The 20,172-nt window shown below is 32.0% G+C and carries 20 protein-coding genes; 17 read left to right on the forward strand and 3 right to left on the reverse strand.

What is annotated here, in order from left to right:
- The first annotated feature begins 29 nt into the window (after positions 1–29).
- From P3U32_RS03760 to P3U32_RS03790, 7 genes are all read left to right on the forward strand, one after another.
- Positions 30–1,097 (forward strand): YeeE/YedE family protein, encoded by a 1,068-nt coding sequence (locus P3U32_RS03760; protein WP_323704295.1) that lies wholly within the window; start codon positions 30–32, stop codon positions 1,095–1,097.
- An 18-nt stretch (positions 1,098–1,115) separates the two neighbouring features.
- Positions 1,116–1,340 carry a sulfurtransferase TusA family protein gene (locus P3U32_RS03765; RefSeq protein WP_323704296.1) on the forward strand — a complete coding sequence of 75 codons (225 nt, stop codon included), beginning with the start codon at positions 1,116–1,118 and terminating at the stop codon, positions 1,338–1,340.
- 173 nt (positions 1,341–1,513) lie between these two features.
- On the forward strand, positions 1,514–2,344 hold the full coding sequence (locus P3U32_RS03770) for a formate/nitrite transporter family protein (RefSeq protein WP_323704297.1): 831 nt from the start codon (positions 1,514–1,516) through the stop codon (positions 2,342–2,344).
- Between the two features lie 135 nt (positions 2,345–2,479).
- Entirely contained in the window at positions 2,480–3,433 is a 954-nt protein-coding gene (locus tag P3U32_RS03775; RefSeq protein ID WP_323704298.1) for a LacI family DNA-binding transcriptional regulator, read from the forward strand.
- Positions 3,434–3,492: 59 nt separating this feature from the next.
- On the forward strand, positions 3,493–4,974 hold the full coding sequence (locus P3U32_RS03780; RefSeq protein WP_323704299.1) for a sucrose-6-phosphate hydrolase: 1,482 nt from the start codon (positions 3,493–3,495) through the stop codon (positions 4,972–4,974).
- A 191-nt stretch (positions 4,975–5,165) separates the two neighbouring features.
- On the forward strand, positions 5,166–6,296 hold the full coding sequence (locus tag P3U32_RS03785; RefSeq protein ID WP_323704300.1) for an SdrH family protein: 1,131 nt from the start codon (positions 5,166–5,168) through the stop codon (positions 6,294–6,296).
- A 121-nt stretch (positions 6,297–6,417) separates the two neighbouring features.
- Complete coding sequence (locus P3U32_RS03790) at positions 6,418–7,848, forward strand: phosphate--AMP phosphotransferase (RefSeq protein ID WP_323704301.1); 1,431 nt, start codon at positions 6,418–6,420, stop codon at positions 7,846–7,848.
- A gap of 266 nt (positions 7,849–8,114) precedes the next feature.
- Here P3U32_RS03790 and mroQ read toward each other — a convergent pair whose 3' ends face one another.
- A complete protein-coding gene (mroQ, locus tag P3U32_RS03795) occupies positions 8,115–8,885 on the reverse strand; it encodes an intramembrane glutamic endopeptidase MroQ (protein ID WP_323704302.1) in 771 nt (256 codons plus the stop codon).
- Between the two features lie 173 nt (positions 8,886–9,058).
- Here mroQ and groES point away from each other — a divergent pair, with 173 nt between their 5' ends.
- The 6 genes from groES (at position 9,059) to rsgA (ending at position 15,006) form a co-directional block, all read left to right on the forward strand.
- Positions 9,059–9,343 carry a co-chaperone GroES gene (groES, locus tag P3U32_RS03800; RefSeq protein WP_323704303.1) on the forward strand — a complete coding sequence of 95 codons (285 nt, stop codon included), beginning with the start codon at positions 9,059–9,061 and terminating at the stop codon, positions 9,341–9,343.
- Between the two features lie 53 nt (positions 9,344–9,396).
- Positions 9,397–11,022 carry a chaperonin GroEL gene (gene groL, locus P3U32_RS03805; RefSeq protein ID WP_323704304.1) on the forward strand — a complete coding sequence of 542 codons (1,626 nt, stop codon included), beginning with the start codon at positions 9,397–9,399 and terminating at the stop codon, positions 11,020–11,022.
- A 174-nt stretch (positions 11,023–11,196) separates the two neighbouring features.
- Complete coding sequence (hypR, locus tag P3U32_RS03810) at positions 11,197–11,631, forward strand: redox-sensitive transcriptional regulator HypR (RefSeq protein ID WP_323704305.1); 435 nt, start codon at positions 11,197–11,199, stop codon at positions 11,629–11,631.
- Entirely contained in the window at positions 11,618–12,940 is a 1,323-nt protein-coding gene (gene merA, locus P3U32_RS03815) for a hypothiocyanous acid reductase MerA (protein WP_323704307.1), read from the forward strand. Before hypR ends, merA begins: the two co-directional genes overlap by 14 nt.
- A 126-nt stretch (positions 12,941–13,066) precedes the next feature.
- Positions 13,067–13,630, forward strand: a complete 564-nt coding sequence (locus P3U32_RS03820; RefSeq protein ID WP_323704308.1) for a GNAT family N-acetyltransferase — start codon at positions 13,067–13,069, stop codon at positions 13,628–13,630.
- Between the two features lie 326 nt (positions 13,631–13,956).
- Positions 13,957–15,006 carry a ribosome small subunit-dependent GTPase A gene (gene rsgA, locus P3U32_RS03825; protein ID WP_323704309.1) on the forward strand — a complete coding sequence of 350 codons (1,050 nt, stop codon included), beginning with the start codon at positions 13,957–13,959 and terminating at the stop codon, positions 15,004–15,006.
- A gap of 68 nt (positions 15,007–15,074) precedes the next feature.
- On the opposite strand, the gene P3U32_RS03830 is transcribed toward rsgA, so the two are convergent.
- Positions 15,075–16,216, reverse strand: a protein-coding gene (locus tag P3U32_RS03830) for an IS3 family transposase (protein ID WP_323702460.1) whose coding sequence is annotated in 2 segments (ribosomal slippage) — positions 15,075–15,946 and positions 15,946–16,216 — 1,143 coding nt in all. Because the reading frame shifts where the segments join, the coding sequence is not laid out codon by codon here.
- Positions 16,217–16,319: 103 nt separating this feature from the next.
- Entirely contained in the window at positions 16,320–16,490 is a 171-nt protein-coding gene (locus P3U32_RS03835; RefSeq protein WP_323704310.1) for a hypothetical protein, read from the reverse strand.
- A gap of 163 nt (positions 16,491–16,653) precedes the next feature.
- Between P3U32_RS03835 and P3U32_RS03840 the strand changes: the two genes are divergently transcribed.
- From P3U32_RS03840 to P3U32_RS03855, 4 genes are all read left to right on the forward strand, one after another.
- The gene (locus P3U32_RS03840; protein ID WP_323704311.1) at positions 16,654–17,937 is read left to right on the forward strand and encodes an aminotransferase class I/II-fold pyridoxal phosphate-dependent enzyme; all 1,284 of its coding nucleotides are present in this window, start codon (positions 16,654–16,656) and stop codon (positions 17,935–17,937) included.
- Between the two features lie 273 nt (positions 17,938–18,210).
- A complete protein-coding gene (pmtR, locus tag P3U32_RS03845; protein ID WP_323704312.1) occupies positions 18,211–18,588 on the forward strand; it encodes a PSM export ABC transporter transcriptional regulator PmtR in 378 nt (125 codons plus the stop codon).
- Between the two features lies 1 nt (position 18,589).
- Positions 18,590–19,459, forward strand: a complete 870-nt coding sequence (gene pmtA / locus P3U32_RS03850) for a phenol-soluble modulin export ABC transporter ATP-binding protein PmtA (protein WP_323704313.1) — start codon at positions 18,590–18,592, stop codon at positions 19,457–19,459.
- Complete coding sequence (locus P3U32_RS03855; RefSeq protein WP_323704314.1) at positions 19,460–20,122, forward strand: ABC-2 transporter permease; 663 nt, start codon at positions 19,460–19,462, stop codon at positions 20,120–20,122.
- Positions 20,123–20,172 lie beyond the last annotated feature (50 nt).

Consider the following 20,172-nt stretch of genomic DNA (forward strand, 5'->3'; position numbering starts at 1 on the left):
TCAAGATAATAAGGATAGGGGTTGTTTACGTGATTTGGATGATTATAAGTGGACTGATTGTCGGAATTCTACTTGGCTTCGTTATGCAAAGAACACGTTTTTGTTTAACTGGCGGATTTAGAGATATGTACGTACAAAAAAATAATAAAATGTTTTATGCACTTTTAATTGCTATTACTGTACAAAGTATAGGTCTATTTACGTTAGTTGGTTTAGGTGTGATTAAATTAGAAGCATCTACATTTCCACTTATCGGGACAATAATTGGTTCATTTGTATTTGGAATCGGGATTATTTTAGCCGGTGGTTGTGCTACGGGAACTTGGTACAGAGCTGGTGAAGGATTGATTGGTAGCTGGATTGCACTTGTATTATATGGTGTGACTGCAGCAATTATGAAGTCAGGACCGTTAAACCCGTTACAAGAAAGTATAAATTCATATACTGTAATGAATGCAAGTATGTCAGAAACATTAAATGTTCCTGTGTGGATATTAATCGGGATTTTAGTTATCGTGACTGTATATTTTGTAACGAAAACTTTGAAAAAACCTAAAGTGGCAATACCTCAATTAAAACAAAAATATACAGGTATTCGTCATATGTTATTTGAAAAGAGATATCATCCATTTGTTGCAGCAATCGCGGTAGGTGTCATTGCATTAATTGCTTGGCCAATGAGTGCTTCAACTGGAAGAATTGCAGGACTAGGAATAACAACACCTTCAGCAAATATCGTTCAATATTTAGTAACTGGAGATGTGTCTTTACTCAACTGGGGTGTATTCTTAGTATTAGGTATTTTTGTAGGTTCTTATATTGCAGCTAAAGGATCACGTGAATTCAAATGGCGTATGCCAGATACGAAAACGATCCGAAACAGTGTTATCGGTGGTGCTTGTATGGGTATAGGTGCATCATTAGCAGGAGGATGTTCAATTGGTAATGGACTTGTATCAACTGCAATGATGAGTTGGCAAGGTTGGATTGCGTTGCCATCAATGATATTTGGTGCTTGGTTTATGAGTTACTTTATCTTTATTAGACCAAGAAAAGTAAGACAAGCAAAAACACAAGTCACTACACAAAGTATTTAATTAAAGGAGTGTATGAATATGGTACATGAATTAGGAACTGTTGGAATGGTTTGTCCATTTCCATTAATAGAAGCACAAAATAAAATGGACGAATTAGCTATAGGTGATCAATTGAAAATTGATTTCGACTGTACACAAGCGACAGAAGCTTTACCAAATTGGGCAGCGGATAATGGTTATCCTGTAACAAATTATGAACAACTTGGTGACGCTTCATGGACGATTACTGTAGAGAAACAATAATTAAATAGAATATATAAATATATTAACCAGCCGTTTTAATGGCTGGTTTTTTATTTACTTAAATAGGTAATTATTTTTCGAAAAAATTAATCAAATTTTTATTGTGAAAATATTCACAAATGAAATGATTCATAGTATACTAATCCATATCAATTGAAAGTGTGGTTACAAACTTGAACAATAAAAATGTGAAATGGGATAAAGTCTTTTATGGTAGGATTTGGGTTCAACATGTTGTAGATACGATTAAGACGAAGGACATACTTCAAAGTTTCTATTTTAAGCGTTATTTACTACGTGCAATTATGGCTGGTTTTATATTAGGGTTAATTACTGTTTTTGTATTAATGATTAGAGCGTCTTTAGATTCCTATTTACCAGGTGGCATGACCAATTTGATTGCGGCAGTTGCATTTAGTTTTGCATTAGTGTTAATTCTGTTTACCAATTCAGAACTATTGACCAGTAATTTTATGTACTTTACTGTTGGATTGTATTATCGAGTTATAAGTCCGATGCGTGTTTTAAAGATATTCACGCTTTGCTTTATAGGCAATGCATTGGGCGGACTGATCCTCTTTTTATTATTACGTTTTTCAGATGTGATGACGCCTGAAATGTTAGTTCAATTAGAGAATGGTATTCATCATAAGACTTTAACAGCTGGATTTATTGCTATTCTTGTAAAAGGCATATTTGCTAATTTCTTTATTAATATTTCATTAGTTATTGCGATGCAAATTGAGGATATATTAGCGAAGATGTTTGTCATGATGTTTGGTGTTACTATATTTGCATTTATGGCATATGAACACGTCGTTTATAATACTGTATTATTTACAGGTGGATTAATATACCAAAGTGAGGAATTAAGTTTCGTTCCAGCATTGATTAATTTAATAGGTGCAGGTATCGGTAATTATATAGGTGGTGGCTTAATTATTGGTTTATTCTATGCGTATTTAAATGACCATCATCAATATCATAATGAACGATTACAATAAATTTAATACTTTTAGTATCTTTGCCGGAGTGGGACTACGAAATCTTTTTTTATCAATTAGATTTCTGTCCTGCTCCTTTTTTTATGAGAATTGGAAACGGTTTTATGATAAAATATGTGATTAAGAGGTGTATGCATGAAGACGATTAAAGATATTGCCGAAATGGCAGGTGTTTCTAAAAGTACGGTCTCCAGATATTTAAATGGTGGATCAATTAGTAAAGATACAAGAGATAAAATACATCAAGTTGTTGAAACAACAGGATATAAGCCGAATCAATTTGCGCAAAGTTTAAAAGCGAAGAGAACGGGTTTAATTGGTGCGATTGTACCTAGATTAGATTCTTATGCGACGACTGAAACGCTAAAGGGAATTGAAACAAGTCTCTTGAAGCAAAATATACAAACGATGATTGTGAATACAGATTTGTCGATTGAAAGAGAAATCGACTCTATTTATATGCTCGCGAAGCGGAAAGTAGATGGCATTATTTTAATGGCGACGTATATATCAGATGAACATTTACAAGCGATTGAAGCAATAGACTGTCCTGTTGTTATCGTTGGTCAAACACATGATGCGTTATATTCCATCATTCATGATGATTACAATGCAGGAGAACAAGTTGCTGAATGGCTTATCAAAAATAATAAACATCATATTACTTATATTGGTGTAGGTGAACACGACATTGCTGTTGGTAAAACGAGAAAAGAAGGCTTATTCGACTTATTATTAAAAAATAATATCGAACCAAAGTTTATTGAAAGTACATTTAGTATTAAAGATGCACAACAGTTAGGTAAGACAATTGAAGTGAGAGCAGATGAAGTTATTGTAGCTGCTACTGATAATATTGCTTTAGGTATTTACCATTCATTATTAACAAAGCATATTGAAATACCTACAATTATAGGGTTTGGTGGCAATAAAATTACCAATATTGTTGCGCCAACGATACAAACTGTCAATTTTCAATATCAATTAGCAGGTGAAACTGCTGTTGAAATACTTAATAAATGCATTAATAATCTTGCAGTAAAAAAACAAAGTACAATTAGTACACACTTTGAATTTATAAATCATTAAGTATGTTAAAATAACATATATAATGGAACCGGTTTAATATAGAAGTAAGGAGAATAAAAATGACGAATTGGACACGTGAAGAACGATATAAAAAGCTCTCAGATATAACAGCTGAGGAGTATACTGAATTACAAGAAAAAGTGAATCAATCAAAATGGAAACAAACATTTCATATTCAACCTAAATCAGGATTACTCAATGATCCTAATGGATTAATTTATCATAATGGCAAATATCATATATTTCATCAATGGTTTCCGCTTGGCGCTGTTCATGGATTGAAGTATTGGTATCATTATACAAGTACAGATCTTATTCAATTTAAAGATGAAGGTGTTGCATTAACACCAGATACTACTTTTGATAGTCATGGCGTGTATTCAGGTAGTGCATTTGAAGTAGATGGACAATTACATTTAATGTATACAGGAAATGCGAGAGATAAAGACTGGAATCGTAAATCAACACAAATGATTGCTGTTGAACAAGAAGATGGTACTTTTAAAAAGTTTGATCAACCGGCAATTGCTGATAAACCAGAAGGATATACTGAACACTTTAGAGATCCGAAAGTTTGGGAAGAAAAAGGCAAATACTACGCAATATTTGGTATTCAACGAGAAAATGAAACTGGCGCTGCGGTTATATATGAATCAGATGACATACATACTTGGAAGTTGAAAGGTGAAATGGACACACAACTGAATGACTTTGGATTTATGTGGGAATGTCCAGATTTATTTAAGTTAGACAATCAAGACATATTTATTTTTTCACCGCAAGGCATAGAAGCAACTGACGATCAATTTGAAAATATATATCAATCAGGATATATCATTGGTAATTTTCAGTTAGATACACTTAAATTTGATCATCAAACTTTTAAAGAATTAGATCATGGATTTGATTTTTATGCACCTCAAACATTTATTGATGAACATGGTAAAAGAATCTTAATCGGTTGGATGGGGCTGCCAGAAATAGATTACGCAACGGATCAAGAAGATTGGGCGCATTGTTTAACACTTCCACGTGAATTAAGTATTGAAAATGGTCAGCTAATGCAACGACCAATAGAAGCGCTGAAGCAACTCAGAACAAATAAAGAAACAGCTGAAGGATATGCCAATAAACATTCAGTTAAATTATATCCTTATGAAGGTAAACAATTTGAATTACTCATTGATATTATAGAGAATGAAGCAACAGAAATTTATTTTGATGTGAGAGTCTTTAAAAAATGTTCAACTCAAATTATTTATAATACAAAAGAAAAAACAATCACTTTAGATCGATTTGAAAGTGGTGTTGTCAGTGAAGCTGTAGAGAAATCTACAAGAGTAGCAAAACTAGACAATGATTTAAAACAGTTAAGAATATACAGCGATACATCAAGCTTAGAAATTTTTGTTAACGATGGTGAACGTGTATTAACAACAAGAATATTCCCGGATGAGGATGCAGTGAATTTCAGAACATCGACTGAATCTGGACAAGTATATTTGAAATTTACTAAATATGATATTCAATCAAATGACTAATATGATCTTTGACACTTGTTGGTTTGTTACAACAGGTGTCTTTTTTTATGAATATAATAGTTGTGATAAATATGAATAGCTTATTACAAAATATTAATTCTATGTAACATATCCATAGAATGCATAGAAATCAACGTTTGTATGATTTATACTTGTAATATTAATAAATGTGGAAGAGGGGAAGGACATTTATGAAGATATTAAAAAATTCTATACTATCATCAATATTATTATCTTCAGTGGTTTTAGGTGCGTCTTATGGGCATGATGCACACGCGGTAGATATAGCGAAAACTAACTTAAAAGTAACTTCTCCAAGTACTGAGGAAACTGATAAAGAAAATTCAACGGAAGAAGCGTCAACAGAAGAACCTAGTAATGAGAAGTCGACAGAAGAAGCAACAACAGAAGAGCCAAGTGAAGAGCAGTCGACAGAGGAAGCAACAACAGAAGAGCCAAGTGAAGAGCAGTCGACAGAGGAAGCAACAACAGAAGAGCCAAGTGAAGAGCAGTCGACAGAGGAAGCAACAACAGAAGAGCCAAGTAAAGAACAGCCAACCGAAGAACCATCAACGGAAGAGCCAAGTAAAGAACAGCCAACCGAAGAACCATCAACGGAAGAGCCAAGTAAAGAACAGCCAACCGAAGAACCATCAACGGAAGAGCCAAGTAAAGAACAGCCAACCGAAGAACCATCAACGGAAGAGCCAAGTAATGAACAGCCAACTGAAGAACCATCAACGGAAGAGCCAAGTAAAGAACAGCCGACTGAAGAACCATCAACGGAAGAGCCAAGTAAAGAACAGCCAACCGAAGAACCATCAACGGAAGAGCCAAGTAAAGAACAGCCAACTGAAGAACCATCAACATCCGGGAAATCAAATGATACAAATAACTATAATAGTCAAAATATAGATCAATATGTACCAACATTACCAACGTATCCAGAAGCAAATACAGACTATGGAAGTTATGCAGACGCTGAAACAAATGTTGAAGTGGATGCTCCAAAGTTTATACCAGGTAAAGCCGAAGCTTATTATGAGAAAATGGACAGAGATATGTTAGCACTTGTAACAAGTAAAGTCGGAACAAGACCAGATTTAGCAAAGACTAAATTTTCGAAAACTGCCAAATCAGCTGAAGCAACATCAATGAGTGATAATGATTCATCTAATACAGATACAACAACGAAAAGTATAGAAAATACAAAAAGCAAAGAAGAAATATCTAAGCCACTTATTTTTGGTGTATCAGCAGGTATATTAATCATATTAGGACTTTTAATTTTGTTTATTAAGAGAAAATTTATAAATTCATAAGAGTTTTAAAAAGAACGTAGGACACTCAGTCCTATGTTCTTTTTTAATTGATAAGAATAGATTTGAAATTGCGATAATGTGCCAGTAGACATATAATAATAAGTGAAACGGGGTGTAAAAAATGACTAAAAATAATGAAAAATTATCTTTAGAAGTGGCAGCATTAACAAGAAAGACTAAGGAATTGGTTATTCCATTGATGATTGTATTTGAAGGGGTATCAGCATCTGGTAAGACACGATTATCCAACGAATTATTACTTACACTGGATGCTAAATATACAAATTTTATTCCTACTAAATCACCAACGAGCGAAGATTTAAGATATCAATTTCTACAAAAATATTGGAACAGTCTACCATCAAAAGGAGATATTAATATTTATTTTAGAAGTTGGTATGCGTATTTTATTGAGTATCAAGAAAATAAAATCAAAGCGGATTTCTTTAGTAAATATAATCATTTAAAGAGACAGATTCATGATTTTGAATCTATGATTAAAGACGATGGATATGAAATAATTAAATTTTATATTGAAATCAGCGAGAAAAAACGAAAAGACCATTTAAAAGAAATGAAAGAAAATCCATTAACAAGTTGGAAAGCGCAAGAATATGAAAGTGCCATTGATGATGAAGTTTATCAAAAAGAGATGCTTCAAATTTTGAAAGAGGCGCCTGAAGATGAATGGAAAGTGATTGACTACACTGAGAAGAGTGAAGCATTAACGACGATGTATACGCATATTATCGAAAGATTAAAACATGCGATTAAATTACATAAAAAGAAAGATAAAGTTGTAGATGGTGCGTTTAATCAAAAATTCAAATCAGAACTGCTTCAAAAGTCTATTGATAAAATCGTTAAAAAGACATATAAATCAATGATAACTGAATTACAAAATCGTTTGAAAGAATTACAGTTTGCATTGTATGAAAGAAAGATACCATTGATATTAGTTTATGAAGGTATGGATGCTGCTGGAAAAGGCGGAAACATTAAACGCGTGAGAGAAAAATTAGATCCTACGGGTTATGAAGTTAATGCCATAAGTGCACCAACAGACGTTGAATTGAATCATCATTATTTATGGCGATTTGCTAAAGATATGCCTAGAAGCGGTCATATCGAAATATTTGATCGAAGTTGGTATGGACGCGTGTTAGTAGAGAGAATTGAAGGGTTTGCAACGAAAGAAGAATGGAAACGCGCATATAATGAAATCAATCAATTCGAGAAGATGTGGACAGACGAAGGTGCAATCGTATTAAAATTCTTTTTAACATTAGATAAAGATGAACAATTGAAACGATTTAAAGAACGAGAACAGAGACCTGAAAAACAATGGAAAATCACAGACGAAGATTGGCGAAATCGAGAAAAGTGGGATTTATATATTGAAGCAAGTCATGACATGATTAAGTATACAAATACGGATAATGCACCATGGCTCGTTGTACCTGCAGATGATAAGAAAACAGCAAGAATCGAAGTGTTGAAATACATCATTAAGAAATGTGAAGAAGTATTATGGGGCGTTAAGCAGTATTGATAAACAATGGTTGAAGAAATAATGATGCCGTTATTAGCAAGTTTGACAGGAAACTGCAAATAAGAGATGTTATATTAGCATTTTGACAGGAAACGGCAAATAATGATGCCGTTATTAGCAAGAATAAGTGAACGTGCAAATAAGGATGCCGTTATTAGCAAGACTGAGCGAACATGCGAATAAAACAACACTTCAATCAATAGAAAACCCGTTCAAGTTGAATATTAATTCAGCTTGAACGGGTTATTTTTATCTATATATCAAGATTAATTCAATATATGTACGATTGAATTATATATTAAGTGAGTGACTTGCGATTGCTTTTCAAGTTCTTTTTCAATTGAACCTTTAAATACAATTTGCGATAATACGACGATACCATTCATACCCATATGAGCAATCATTGGAACGATAATTCGTTTGGTTAATACGTATAGTCCGCTGAATATTGAACCCATTACTACATATATAAGTGTGTGTTGAGGATCAGAATGTGCTAATGAAAATGTGAAAGAACTTACTAACACAGCAACGATGAAACTTATCCATTTCGGTGCTTTTATTAAGTTGAAGATTTCACCAAATATAAGCTTTCTGAAAATCAATTCTTCTAATATTGGTCCAGCGAGTACAATATATATAATTAGTAAATGAGATTGTCTTGCTAGCCCCATCAATCTTTGTGTATTACCACTCTCAACTGGTTGATTTAAGATGTGAATATTGATTAGTGATGCAATAGCTTGACCAAATATAGCAAGGAAGATACCAGCAATACTCCAAATGATAACGTTTAGCCATGGTTCTTTCTTTCCTTGTTCTAGACTTGTTGGATTTTTAATATGCTTATGCATATACCAAAGAATTAAAATCGTTATAATTGATGTTACTGCCATCCAAGAAATTGTGATTTCTAACATTTTTAATTGTGATAAACCAGCGCCCTCATAAAGCTTAGTTGGTACTATTGCTATTGTTTGAACAACAGCAAAAAGTATTAACGTAGCAAGGTTGACTGTTAGGCGTTTAAATTGCATTTTGTCATTCCTCCAAAAATAATCATGTCCATATTGTACCTTATATATAGGTAAAAGAGAAAAATTAAGGTATTTCTCTTGTAATTTTGACCAAATTTGATTATTATAAAAATGTGGTTAGCACTTAAAGAATTAGAGTGCTAATATTAAACGTTTCAAGGAGGATTTTATAAATGTTAAAACCATTGGGAGATAGAATTATTATCGAGAAAACAGAAAAAGAACAAACTACAGCAAGCGGAATTGTATTAACAGATTCAGCTAAAGAGCAGTCAAACGAAGGTAAAGTTGTAGCTGTTGGACCAGGTAAGCGTTTAGAAGATGGAACAAGACTTACTGTAGAGGTTGCTGTAGGTGATCAAGTTGTATATCAACAATATGCAGGTACAGAAGTTAAACGTGATAAAGAAACATATATTATCCTTTCAGAAGATGATATTTTAGCAGTTATAGAATAAATAAATTTAAATTAAATTCGTTAATGATATATAAATTATGGAGGTATTTTTAAATGGCTAAAGAATTAAAGTTTTCAGAAGATGCACGTCGTTCAATGCTAGCTGGCGTAGATAAATTAGCTAATGCAGTTAAAGTAACGTTAGGACCTAAAGGACGTAACGTCGTATTAGATAAGAAATTCACTTCTCCATTAATTACTAACGATGGAGTAACAATTGCGAAAGAAATCGAATTAGAAGATGCATATGAAAATATGGGTGCTAAATTAGTAGCAGAAGTAGCTAACCAAACAAATGATGTTGCTGGTGACGGTACAACAACAGCTACAGTATTAGCACAAGCTATGATTCAAGAAGGATTAAAGAACGTTACAAGTGGTGCTAATCCAGTCGGAATCAGAGAAGGTATCGATAAAGCAGTTAAAGTTGCTTTAGAAGAATTACATCGCATTTCACAACCTGTTGAGAAGAAAGAAGAAATTGCGCAAGTTGGTGCGATTTCAGCAGCAGATGAAGAAATCGGTAAATTCATTTCTGAAGCAATGGAAAAAGTAGGTAACGACGGTGTTATTACTATTGAAGAATCTAAAGGGTTCAGTACTGAATTAGAAGTTGTTGAAGGTATGCAATTTGATAGAGGATATACTTCACCTTATATGGTTACCGATTCAGATAAAATGATTGCTGAATTAGAGAATCCTTATATCTTAATTACAGATAAAAAGATTTCTTCATTCCAAGATATATTACCTGTTTTAGAAAAAATATTACAAACAAATAGACCAATTTTAATCGTTGCAGATGATGTTGATGGCGATGCATTAACAAACTTAGTATTAAACAGATTACGCGGTACATTTACTGCAGTAGCTGTTAAAGCACCTGGTTTTGGTGACCGTCGTAAAGCAATGTTAGACGATTTAGCTATCCTAACTGGTGGTCAAGTAATCACAGATGACTTAGGTTTAGATTTAAAAGAAGCTTCATTAGAAATGCTTGGTCAAGCTGGTAAAGTACAAGTAACGAAAGATGACACTACAATTGTAGAAGGTCAAGGAGATTCAGTTAATATTGATGCACGTGTTGGTCAAATTAAAGCACAAATTGAAGACACAACATCTGACTTCGATCGTACGAAATTACAAGAACGCTTAGCTAAATTAGCAGGTGGCGTTGCAGTAATTAAAGTAGGTGCAGCAACTGAAACAGAATTAAAAGAACGTAAATTAAGAATAGAAGATGCATTAAACTCTACACGTGCAGCAGTTGAAGAAGGTATTGTTGCAGGTGGTGGAACAGCACTTGTATCTATCTATAATAAAGTTGCAGAAGTAGAAGCTAAAGGCGACGTAAAAACAGGTGTTAACATTGTATTGAAAGCATTAGAAGCACCATTACGTCAAATCGTAGAAAATGCAGGTTTAGAAGGTTCAATTATCGTTGAAAAACTTAAAAATGCAGATGAAGGTATTGGATATAATGCCGCAACTGATGAATGGGTAAACATGTTAGATTCAGGTATTGTCGATCCAACAAAAGTAACACGTTCAGCATTACAAAATGCAGCATCAGTAGCAGCTATGTTCTTAACAACAGAAGCAGTAGTTGCAGATATACCAGAAGAAACACCAGCCGCACCAGATATGGGTGGCATGGGCGGAATGCCTGGTATGATGTAATATAGTGAGCAATCACTGTATCATCACAACTTAATTAAATTTCAAAACGCTTGTCATGAGATTAGTTTCTTATGATAAGCGTTTTTTTATCCAAATATTAGCACTTCTCTTGAAAAGAAATGTATTTTTTGATTAAATGTAACTATAATAATTACATTTAAAAGGAGTGATGATTTGAATCTAGAATTTAATATTGCTGTACATGCATTAACGTTTTTAAGTAAACATTCGACAGAGAGATATAGTAGTTCAGAACTAGCAGCAAAGATTTGCGTCAATCCTGTTCAGTTGAGAAGAGTTATGTCTAAGTTATTAGAAGAAGGTTATGTCATCACAACTATGGGTAAATATGGTGGGTATAGTATTAATGGGAATGGTTTAACGATACAATTATCTGCTTTGTTTAAATTATTTAATGATCAACGTACTTATGGCAGAATCTACACCGGTGAACAGGAAAGTGAATGTGAGATTTCTAGAGAAATGACAAACGTAATGACAGATTATCATCAACAGGAACGAGAAGTTCTTGAGAAATTTTATCAAAACATTTCAATTGGAGATGTACTTAATAAAATAATTATGGAGGGATACAATGGAAAAGTTTGATTTTATAATTATTGGATTTGGTAAAGGTGGTAAAACTTTAGCGAAAGTTGCTTCTGCACAAGGGAAAAAAGTAGCAGTAATTGAACAGTCACAAGAGATGTATGGTGGAACGTGTATTAATATAGGATGTATTCCATCAAAAACATTAGTACATGAAGGACTAGCGCATGGCAGTTTTGATGAAGCGATTAATCGAAAACATGACGTCGTTTCTGCATTAAATAGCAAGAATTATCATTTATTAGCCGATGATGAAAATATCACAGTATTTGATAATAAAGGTGTATTCAAAAATAATGAAGTAATCGATTTATTAGATAAAGAAGGTAATGTAGTAGATAGCTTAACAGCACCACACATCGTAATTAATACAGGGGCAACACCAGTTGTACCAGAAATTACAGGTGTTAATGAATCAAAATATTTATATGATTCAACTGGCATTATGAATTTGAAAGATAAGCCTGAAAGATTAACAATTATCGGTGGTGGCTATATCGCATTAGAATTTGCTTCGATGTTTGCTAATTTCGGTACTAAAGTAACAGTATTAGAAACGAAAGATACGATTATGCCTAAAGAAGATAAAGAAGTTGCAGAACAAGTAATCACTGATTTGAAAGATAAAAATATAAACCTTGTACTTGAAGCGGAAACTCAAGCTTTTAAAGACCAAGATGGTTATACGGTTGTAAAAACAAATAAAGGTGAATTTGAATCAGATGCAGTGTTACTTGCAATAGGTAGAAAACCAAATACTGATTTAAAACTTGAACAAACAGATATTGAAATTGGAGAACACGGTGAAATTAAAGTAAATGAACAATTACAAACTACTGTTGAACATATATATGCGATTGGCGATGTTAAAGGTGGCGCTCAATTCACTTACATTTCTTTAGATGATTTTAGAATTTTAAAAGATCAATTCTTTGGAGAAGGAAAACGCTCAACAGAAAATAGAGGTACCGTACCATATACAGTATTTATCGATCCTCCATTATCACGTGTTGGTTTAACAGCTGAAGAAGCAAAAGAACAAGGTTATTCAGTTAAAGAAGGTAAGTTACCAGTTAATCAAATACCACGACACAAAATAAATAACGATACGAGAGGATTATTTAAAGTTGTTATTGATGCTAATACAAATAAAATATTAGGTGCAACATTATATGGTGTGCAATCAGAAGAAATAATCAATATTGTAAAATTAGCGATAGACCAAAATATAGATTATACCGTTTTAAGAGATAATATATACACACACCCTACAATGATTGAATCCTTTAATGATTTATTTAATATTTAATTAATCAACAGCAGTTACTCATTGAAAAAATGAGTAACTGCTGTTTTAAATGGGGAATAAAAGTTAATATCAATATGTAAGTACTATGATAAAATGAATTTAATGAGTAATAAAGGGGAATGACTAATGATTAGAGCAGCACAAGTTAAAGATGCAGAACAATTAAGTAAACTGATGTTTATTATATGGAATGATATGGAGCTACCATTTATCGTAAATAATGATGAAGATAAAGTGTTGAAAGTGATAGAACAAAGTATTGTAGATGGTGATTATAGAAATCATTATAAACATATTCATGTGTATGAAGAAGAAGGAGAAGTTGCAGGATTTATTAATTGTTATGCAGGTGATAAAGAACAGCAACTTGAAAAAAACTGGTTGAATATAGATTTTGAAGAATCATTTGAATTAGAAGGTACACCGTTACCAGAGAGAGAAGCGGATGATGGTGATTTATATATTGAATCCATTGCTGTATTCTCAGAATTTAGAGGTAAAGGAATTGCTTCACAATTAATGACGTATATTTTTGATTTAGCAAAAGAATCAGGATATAAACAAGTATCATTAAACTGTGAAGTTGATAATGAAGGTGCAATGAAATTATATAAAAAACTAGGATTCGAACCATTGCACGATCGTATATTAAGTGGTCATGCGTATAAATATTTAGGGAAACAAGTATAATTGAATAATTAAGAAGAGGCTGGGACATAATGCATGTCTCAGTCTCTTTCAGTATCTTGGCAGTAGATGACTGAGTTAAAAATGCGCTTGTATCAAGCTTTTTTCAACTCTAGTCATCCTTGCCGGGGCGGGACTACGAAATCTTTTTGAATAAATTAGATTTCTGTCCCGCTCCCTTTATAACATTGATAAAAGTAGGTTAATCGCTTACAATAAATTTAATAAAGTTGAAAGGGTGATGTATGATGAATGAATTTAAAATATTGTTTCAAAGTAACTTAAGCATAGGTGGTCATAATTCCTAATATAATTTAAAGGGGAATTAAATGAATTTATTTCAACTAGGCATTAAGCAAGAACAGTATGATTATTTTAATGAACATTATACTGCCAACTTTCAACTCGGACGTATTTCTTTTGTTGCACAAAATCATTTTAAAGCAACGATGATTGATCGTGAAATTAAAGCTGAAATTTCACAAAAGTTAGTGCTAAATGATTCTGTACCAGCAATTGGAGATTGGGTAGTGTTAAATCAAATAGATGATTTCTATTTGATTGTAGATATTCTGCCTCGAATCAGTGAATTAAAAAGACAATCTAAAAAGCATGAAACTTTAAATCAATATATAGCGACCAATTTAGATGAAGTATTTGTTGTTATGGGACTTGATGGAGATTTCAATATTAACCGACTAGAGCGATATATTACGCAAATCATAGAAAGTCGAGCATATCCAGTTGTCATCTTAAACAAAATGGATGCTGTAGAAGATTATATGGATAAAGTGAACTTGGTACAGGAAAGAATCATTGATATTCCTGTAATTGTTACAAGTGTCATAAAAAATATAAATATAGAAAAAATAAAAGATAGATTTTATGAAGGAATGACAGCAACAATAGTTGGTTCTTCTGGTGTAGGTAAATCAAGTATCGCTAATAAATTAATTGGTAAAGAACAATTGAAAGTTAACGAAACACGAGAAAATGATAGTAAAGGTCGACATACGACGACGCATAGAGGATTGTATCTCATCGAACTAAATGGAATTATTATAGATACACCAGGAATGCGAAGTCTATCTTTATCGACAGATATAGAAACTGTACAAAATAGTTTTGAAGATATTTTTGAACTAGCGAAAAATTGTAAGTTTAATAACTGTTCCCATAAAGATGAGCCAGGGTGTAATGTTCAAGATGCAATTGAAAATGGAGAGTTAGATGAACTAAGATTCAATAATTATTTGAAATTGCTAAGAGAAGTTGCACATAGTGAATCTAAAACATCTAAAAAGGCTTCTTCAGATATGAAAAAAGTTTGGAAAAAGCAAACAAAGCAAAACCGAAATAGAAATAAAGTAAAATATTAAATAAAAGAACTGGACCATATAATTGGCACTGCACCCTTACTAAGGGAGCTCAATAAAAACACTATTTTCTAGGCTGCTAATTTCCTATATTCTATAGGGGATAAGTAGCCTAGTTTTTGTTGAATTCTAACTTTATTATAGTTTTCAATGTAATTTTCGACAATATCTATTACAATAGTATTAGAGCTTCTAAGCTCACTGTTTAAGTAGAATGTTTCACACTTTAGAGAGGCATGAAAACATTCTATTGGGGCATTATCAGCTGGCGTTCCCTTACGGGACATGCTTCTGGTAATGCCTTTTTCTGTACATAGGGCATAGTATTCATAAGAAGTATACACACTTCCTTGATCACTATGTAATATAGCTCCTGGTTCCAATTGAAGTTGTTTTAATGTCTCATTTACTAATTCTTGATTTTGGTTTTTACCAATTTTATATGCCACAATTTCACCATTGTAAGCATCCATGATAGATGAAAGATACAACATTGTATTCCCGAAGGGTAAATAAGTGATATCTGTTAAAAGTACTTCTAAAGGTTTCTCTGCTTTGAAATTTCTATTCAATAGATTATGTGTCTTATAATATGGGTTTCCTGGTCTTTTCGATTTCTTCACGCGTACTTTACAATTTAATTTATGTTTTTGCATAATCCTTTGTACTTTCTTGTGATTAATTTTTTTATTATTTTTTCTATTTAACAAGGCAGTTATTTTTCTATAACCATATGTAAAACGATGTTTCTTACATAGTTCTATAATTTCTCGTTCATCCTCAGATATACTGAAATCTTTGTTTTTCCATCTGTAATAATTTGATTTTGGAATATCTAAAGCTTCTAAAATGACTTTCACTGTATATTTAGATTTCAATTCATTTACTAATTCAACAACTACTTCTGGGACCACTTCCTTTCCAATTCCTTGTACTTTTTTAAAATTTCATTTTCTACTTCTTTGCGCTTTAATTCAATTTTTAGTGTTTCAACAGTGCTAAATTCTTCATTTCCTTTTCCATAGGAATATTGTTTACCTACTTGTTGATTGAATCTATGTGTTTCCCCATTTCTATACCATTTCCACCACACTTTAACTTGAGATTCATTTTTAATATTTAAAGCATCCATTATTTCTCTTGCGCTATATCCTTTAAGTTTCATTTCTACTACTTTATATTTTGTTTCAACTGAATATGCCACTCTTTTCATAGAAAAAACACCTCCGTATAAATTCATTTTAATATGAATTCAACGAAAGTGTTTTTATTTTACTCCCACATCCTGGGGTTAGTGCAAATTTGGTCCAGTTCTTTTATTTATTGGATTTTTTTCTGTCGCTACTTCGATTTATAAATGCAGCGATTAGGAACAATATGGATGCTAATGTAAATTTAATACCTGGATGGCCACTAATTTGAAAGCCAATACCAATGACTAAACAAACGATTGCTAATCCAACGAGTACTTTAGTAATTTTAGACATGAATATTCTCCTTTTCTTACTTTTATTATATCAATATAAATTACGTCATCCCAAATAAATAACTGTAAAAAAATAAATCATAAAATTTACTCTACACACTTTTAATTTTCATAATTCTCGTCTAGTATAGAGGTAACAAAACTTTGAAAGAGGATGACTTTCTATGAACCCACTAGCTTTAGAATTAAACGAAAAATTAGACAAAGAATATCCAGCGTTATTAAATATGCTTTCTGATTTAGGACAATCAATGTATTATCCTAAAGGTATTTTATCACAATCAGGTGAAGCGAAAAGTACAAAATACAATGCAACAATTGGTATGGCAACAACTGATGAAGGTATTATGTACACGGATGCAGTATACAATCAATTTGGGGACCAAGATCCAAGTGATATCTTCCCTTATGCACCGCCACAAGGGGACGAAAGATTGCGTGCATTATGGGAGAAAAAAATCTTAAAAGATAATCCTGAATTAGTTGCAGAAGATATTTCTAAACCAGTCGTAACAAATGCTTTAACACACGGTTTGTCTTTAGCAGGAGATATGTTTGTAAATCCTGGAGATACTGTTCTATTGCCAGAACATAACTGGGGAAATTACAAGCTAACTTTCGGTGTGAGACATCGTGCTAACATTGAAACTTATCAAGCATTTGAAGAAGACGGAAGCTTTACTTTAGACTACTTCAAACAAGCATTAGAAAACTTTAATAAAGAAAAAGTCATTCTTGTATTAAACTTCCCGAATAACCCAACTGGATATACACCAGTTGAAGAAGAAGTGAAAACACTTGTAGAATCTATTAAACAATTAGCTGATAAAGGAACACAAGTGATTACTTTAGTAGACGATGCATATTATGGATTATTCTTTGAAGATGTATATAAACAATCTGTATTTACTGCATTAACACAATTGAATCACGAAAATGTAATGCCAGTTAAAATCGATGGCGCTACAAAAGAATACTTCGCATGGGGATTCCGTGTTGGTTTCTTAACATTCGGTAGTAAAAATGAAACAGTAAAAGATGTATTAGTAGCTAAATTAAAAGGATTAATTAGAAGTAATTTATCAAGTGGTTCACTTCCAAGTCAAACAGCTGTGATACATGCGATGGAAGATCCAGAATTCCAATCACAAGTTGACCACAATATTAATATATTAAAAGAAAGATATGAAGTAACAAAAGAAGTCTCATATCGTGATGAATATAAAGAACTTTGGACACCATATGCATTTAACTCAGGTTACTTTATGGCTGTTAAATTAGCAGACGTTGATCCAGAAGAACTAAGATTACATTTAATTAAAGAATATAGTATCGGAATTATTGCTTTAAATAAAACAGACATTCGAATTGCATTTAGCTGTATTGAGAAATCAGACATTGAATACGTATTCGAAACAATCGCAAAAGCAATTAAAGATTTGAAATAATATGATTAAAGGCTTAGACACATTGAAAAATGTTGTTTAAGCCTTTTTTATAATCTTTGAAATAGAAATTCGAATAAGAGTCAGAGATATCGTGCGATTACGTATGAAACGCACGATATCTTTTGTTTATACATAGTAAAAGGGTTGAGACATTAGAAGTCTCAATTCTTTTTATTTTAATGAAGTTGAAAAACCACAAATTAATATGGCAATTTGACATATGTATGTATAGTGTATATACTGTTTATATACACTTATTGAGGGAGGTTTAATATGAAGGTTCTTTTACAAAATAATAGTAATCAACCCATATATGAACAAATTAAAGAGCAAATTAAGGCGCACATTCTTCAAGGAAATATACAACCAGGAGCTACTTTGCCTTCAATGCGTGAATTAGCGAGCGACTTAGGTGTCAGTCTGATTACTACAAAACGCGCTTATGTAGATCTTGAACAAGAAGGTTTTGTTACAACAATTAGAGGTAAAGGGACGTTTGTTAAATCACAAGATCCTTCAATTATGAAAGAAAAACAATTCATTGTGATTGAAGATTTAGCCAAAGAATTAACTAAACAAGCTAAATTAATTGGTATGAGTTTAGAAGAAATTAATGAAATAGTTACTTTGATTTATGAGGAAGGTGAGTGAGATGACGAACGCTATTGAAGTGAAAGACTTAAATTATAAGACGGGAAATTTCGAATTAAACGATGTGAATTTTAACGTTAAAAAAGGATATGTGACAGGATTTATAGGTGCAAATGGTTCAGGGAAAACAACGATTATAAGAATACTGATGGGGTTATTGAAAGAACAAAGTGGTGATTTAAAATTACTAGGTAAATATTTAGCAGAACATCCAAAGGAAATTAAAAATAAAATAGGCTTTGTATATTCTGAATTGTATATGTACGATAAATGGAATATTAAGACGGTAGAGTCGGTAATTAGTAAATACTATGATAACTGGGATCATGAAATATTTTCTCAATATATTAATCGATTTAAATTACCATTTAATGAAAAAATAAAAAAGTTCTCGACAGGGATGAAAATGAAACTTTCAATAGCAATTGCACTTAGTCATCATGCAGAACTGTACATACTAGATGAACCAACTGCTGGTTTAGATCCTGTTGTTAGAAATGAAGTTTTAGATATACTTCAGAAAGAATTAATCGATGAAGAGAAATCTGTATTTTTCTCAACACATATTATTTCAGATTTGGAACGTATTGCAGATTATATCGTTTATTTAAAAGATGGATCAATCATCATTAATGAAAGTGTCGCGTCTTTAACTGAGACATATAAAATTGTAAAAGGTGATAAGGCTATACTTGATGAAGAATTAAGATCGTTATTAATAAATATAAAAGAAACACAAACTGGATTTTCTGGTTTATCAAAAGAGAGCAGTGTGTTTGTAGAATTATTTGGAAATGAAATTGTAGTAGAAACACCTAGTATAGAAGATGTGATGGTAAGAATTGAAAATACCTATAAGGAAGTGGTTTAAATGAAAGCTATCTTTTATAGGAATTTTCAATTTGAAAAATGGTATTACTTAGCGTATCTCATTTTATTTATATTAACATGTATTACTAGTTTTGGTATTTCAATTAAAGGAATTGAAATTTTAAGGTTTACACCTGCAATATTTATTGGAATTGTTTCTATGCATGCATCCAGTCTTGGTGAATTTTTATCCAAACAGAATAACACGATACTATTTAATAGCTTACCAGTTTCCAAAATAGAAATTGTCAAAGCACATTATTTATACAATCTCATGCTTACAGGAATTTCATTCCTCATGGTAATGTTCATTGCAGTAATTTATAAAGATACAATTTTTGTACAAGCAGCAATATTTATTGTTGGAACTAATTTATTAACAATTAGTACGATTTATCCATACCACGTTCATCTTAATAGCCTTAAATTTATTGCATGGGTATTAATCCTTATGTTAGCATTTTTTGGTATGTACTATTTCTCAATATATAATAATAGAGCTTACCCATTTCACGAAATGTTTGGTTGGAAAATATTCTTGTATTGCACACCATCCATATTTTCAGTGCTTACAGTGATTTTGTGGATAAGAAAATTTACAAAGGCTATTAAACGAGCAAAATTAGATGAATTAACGATATATGGCGTTAGGAAAAGTAAGTGAATTGACATAGATATTTAAAGTAAAAAAACAAATAGCATTACAATTTAAAA

It is taken from the genome of Mammaliicoccus sp. Dog046 (genome assembly GCF_034039665.1).
In the GTDB taxonomy this organism is placed as follows: Bacteria; Bacillota; Bacilli; order Staphylococcales; family Staphylococcaceae; genus Mammaliicoccus.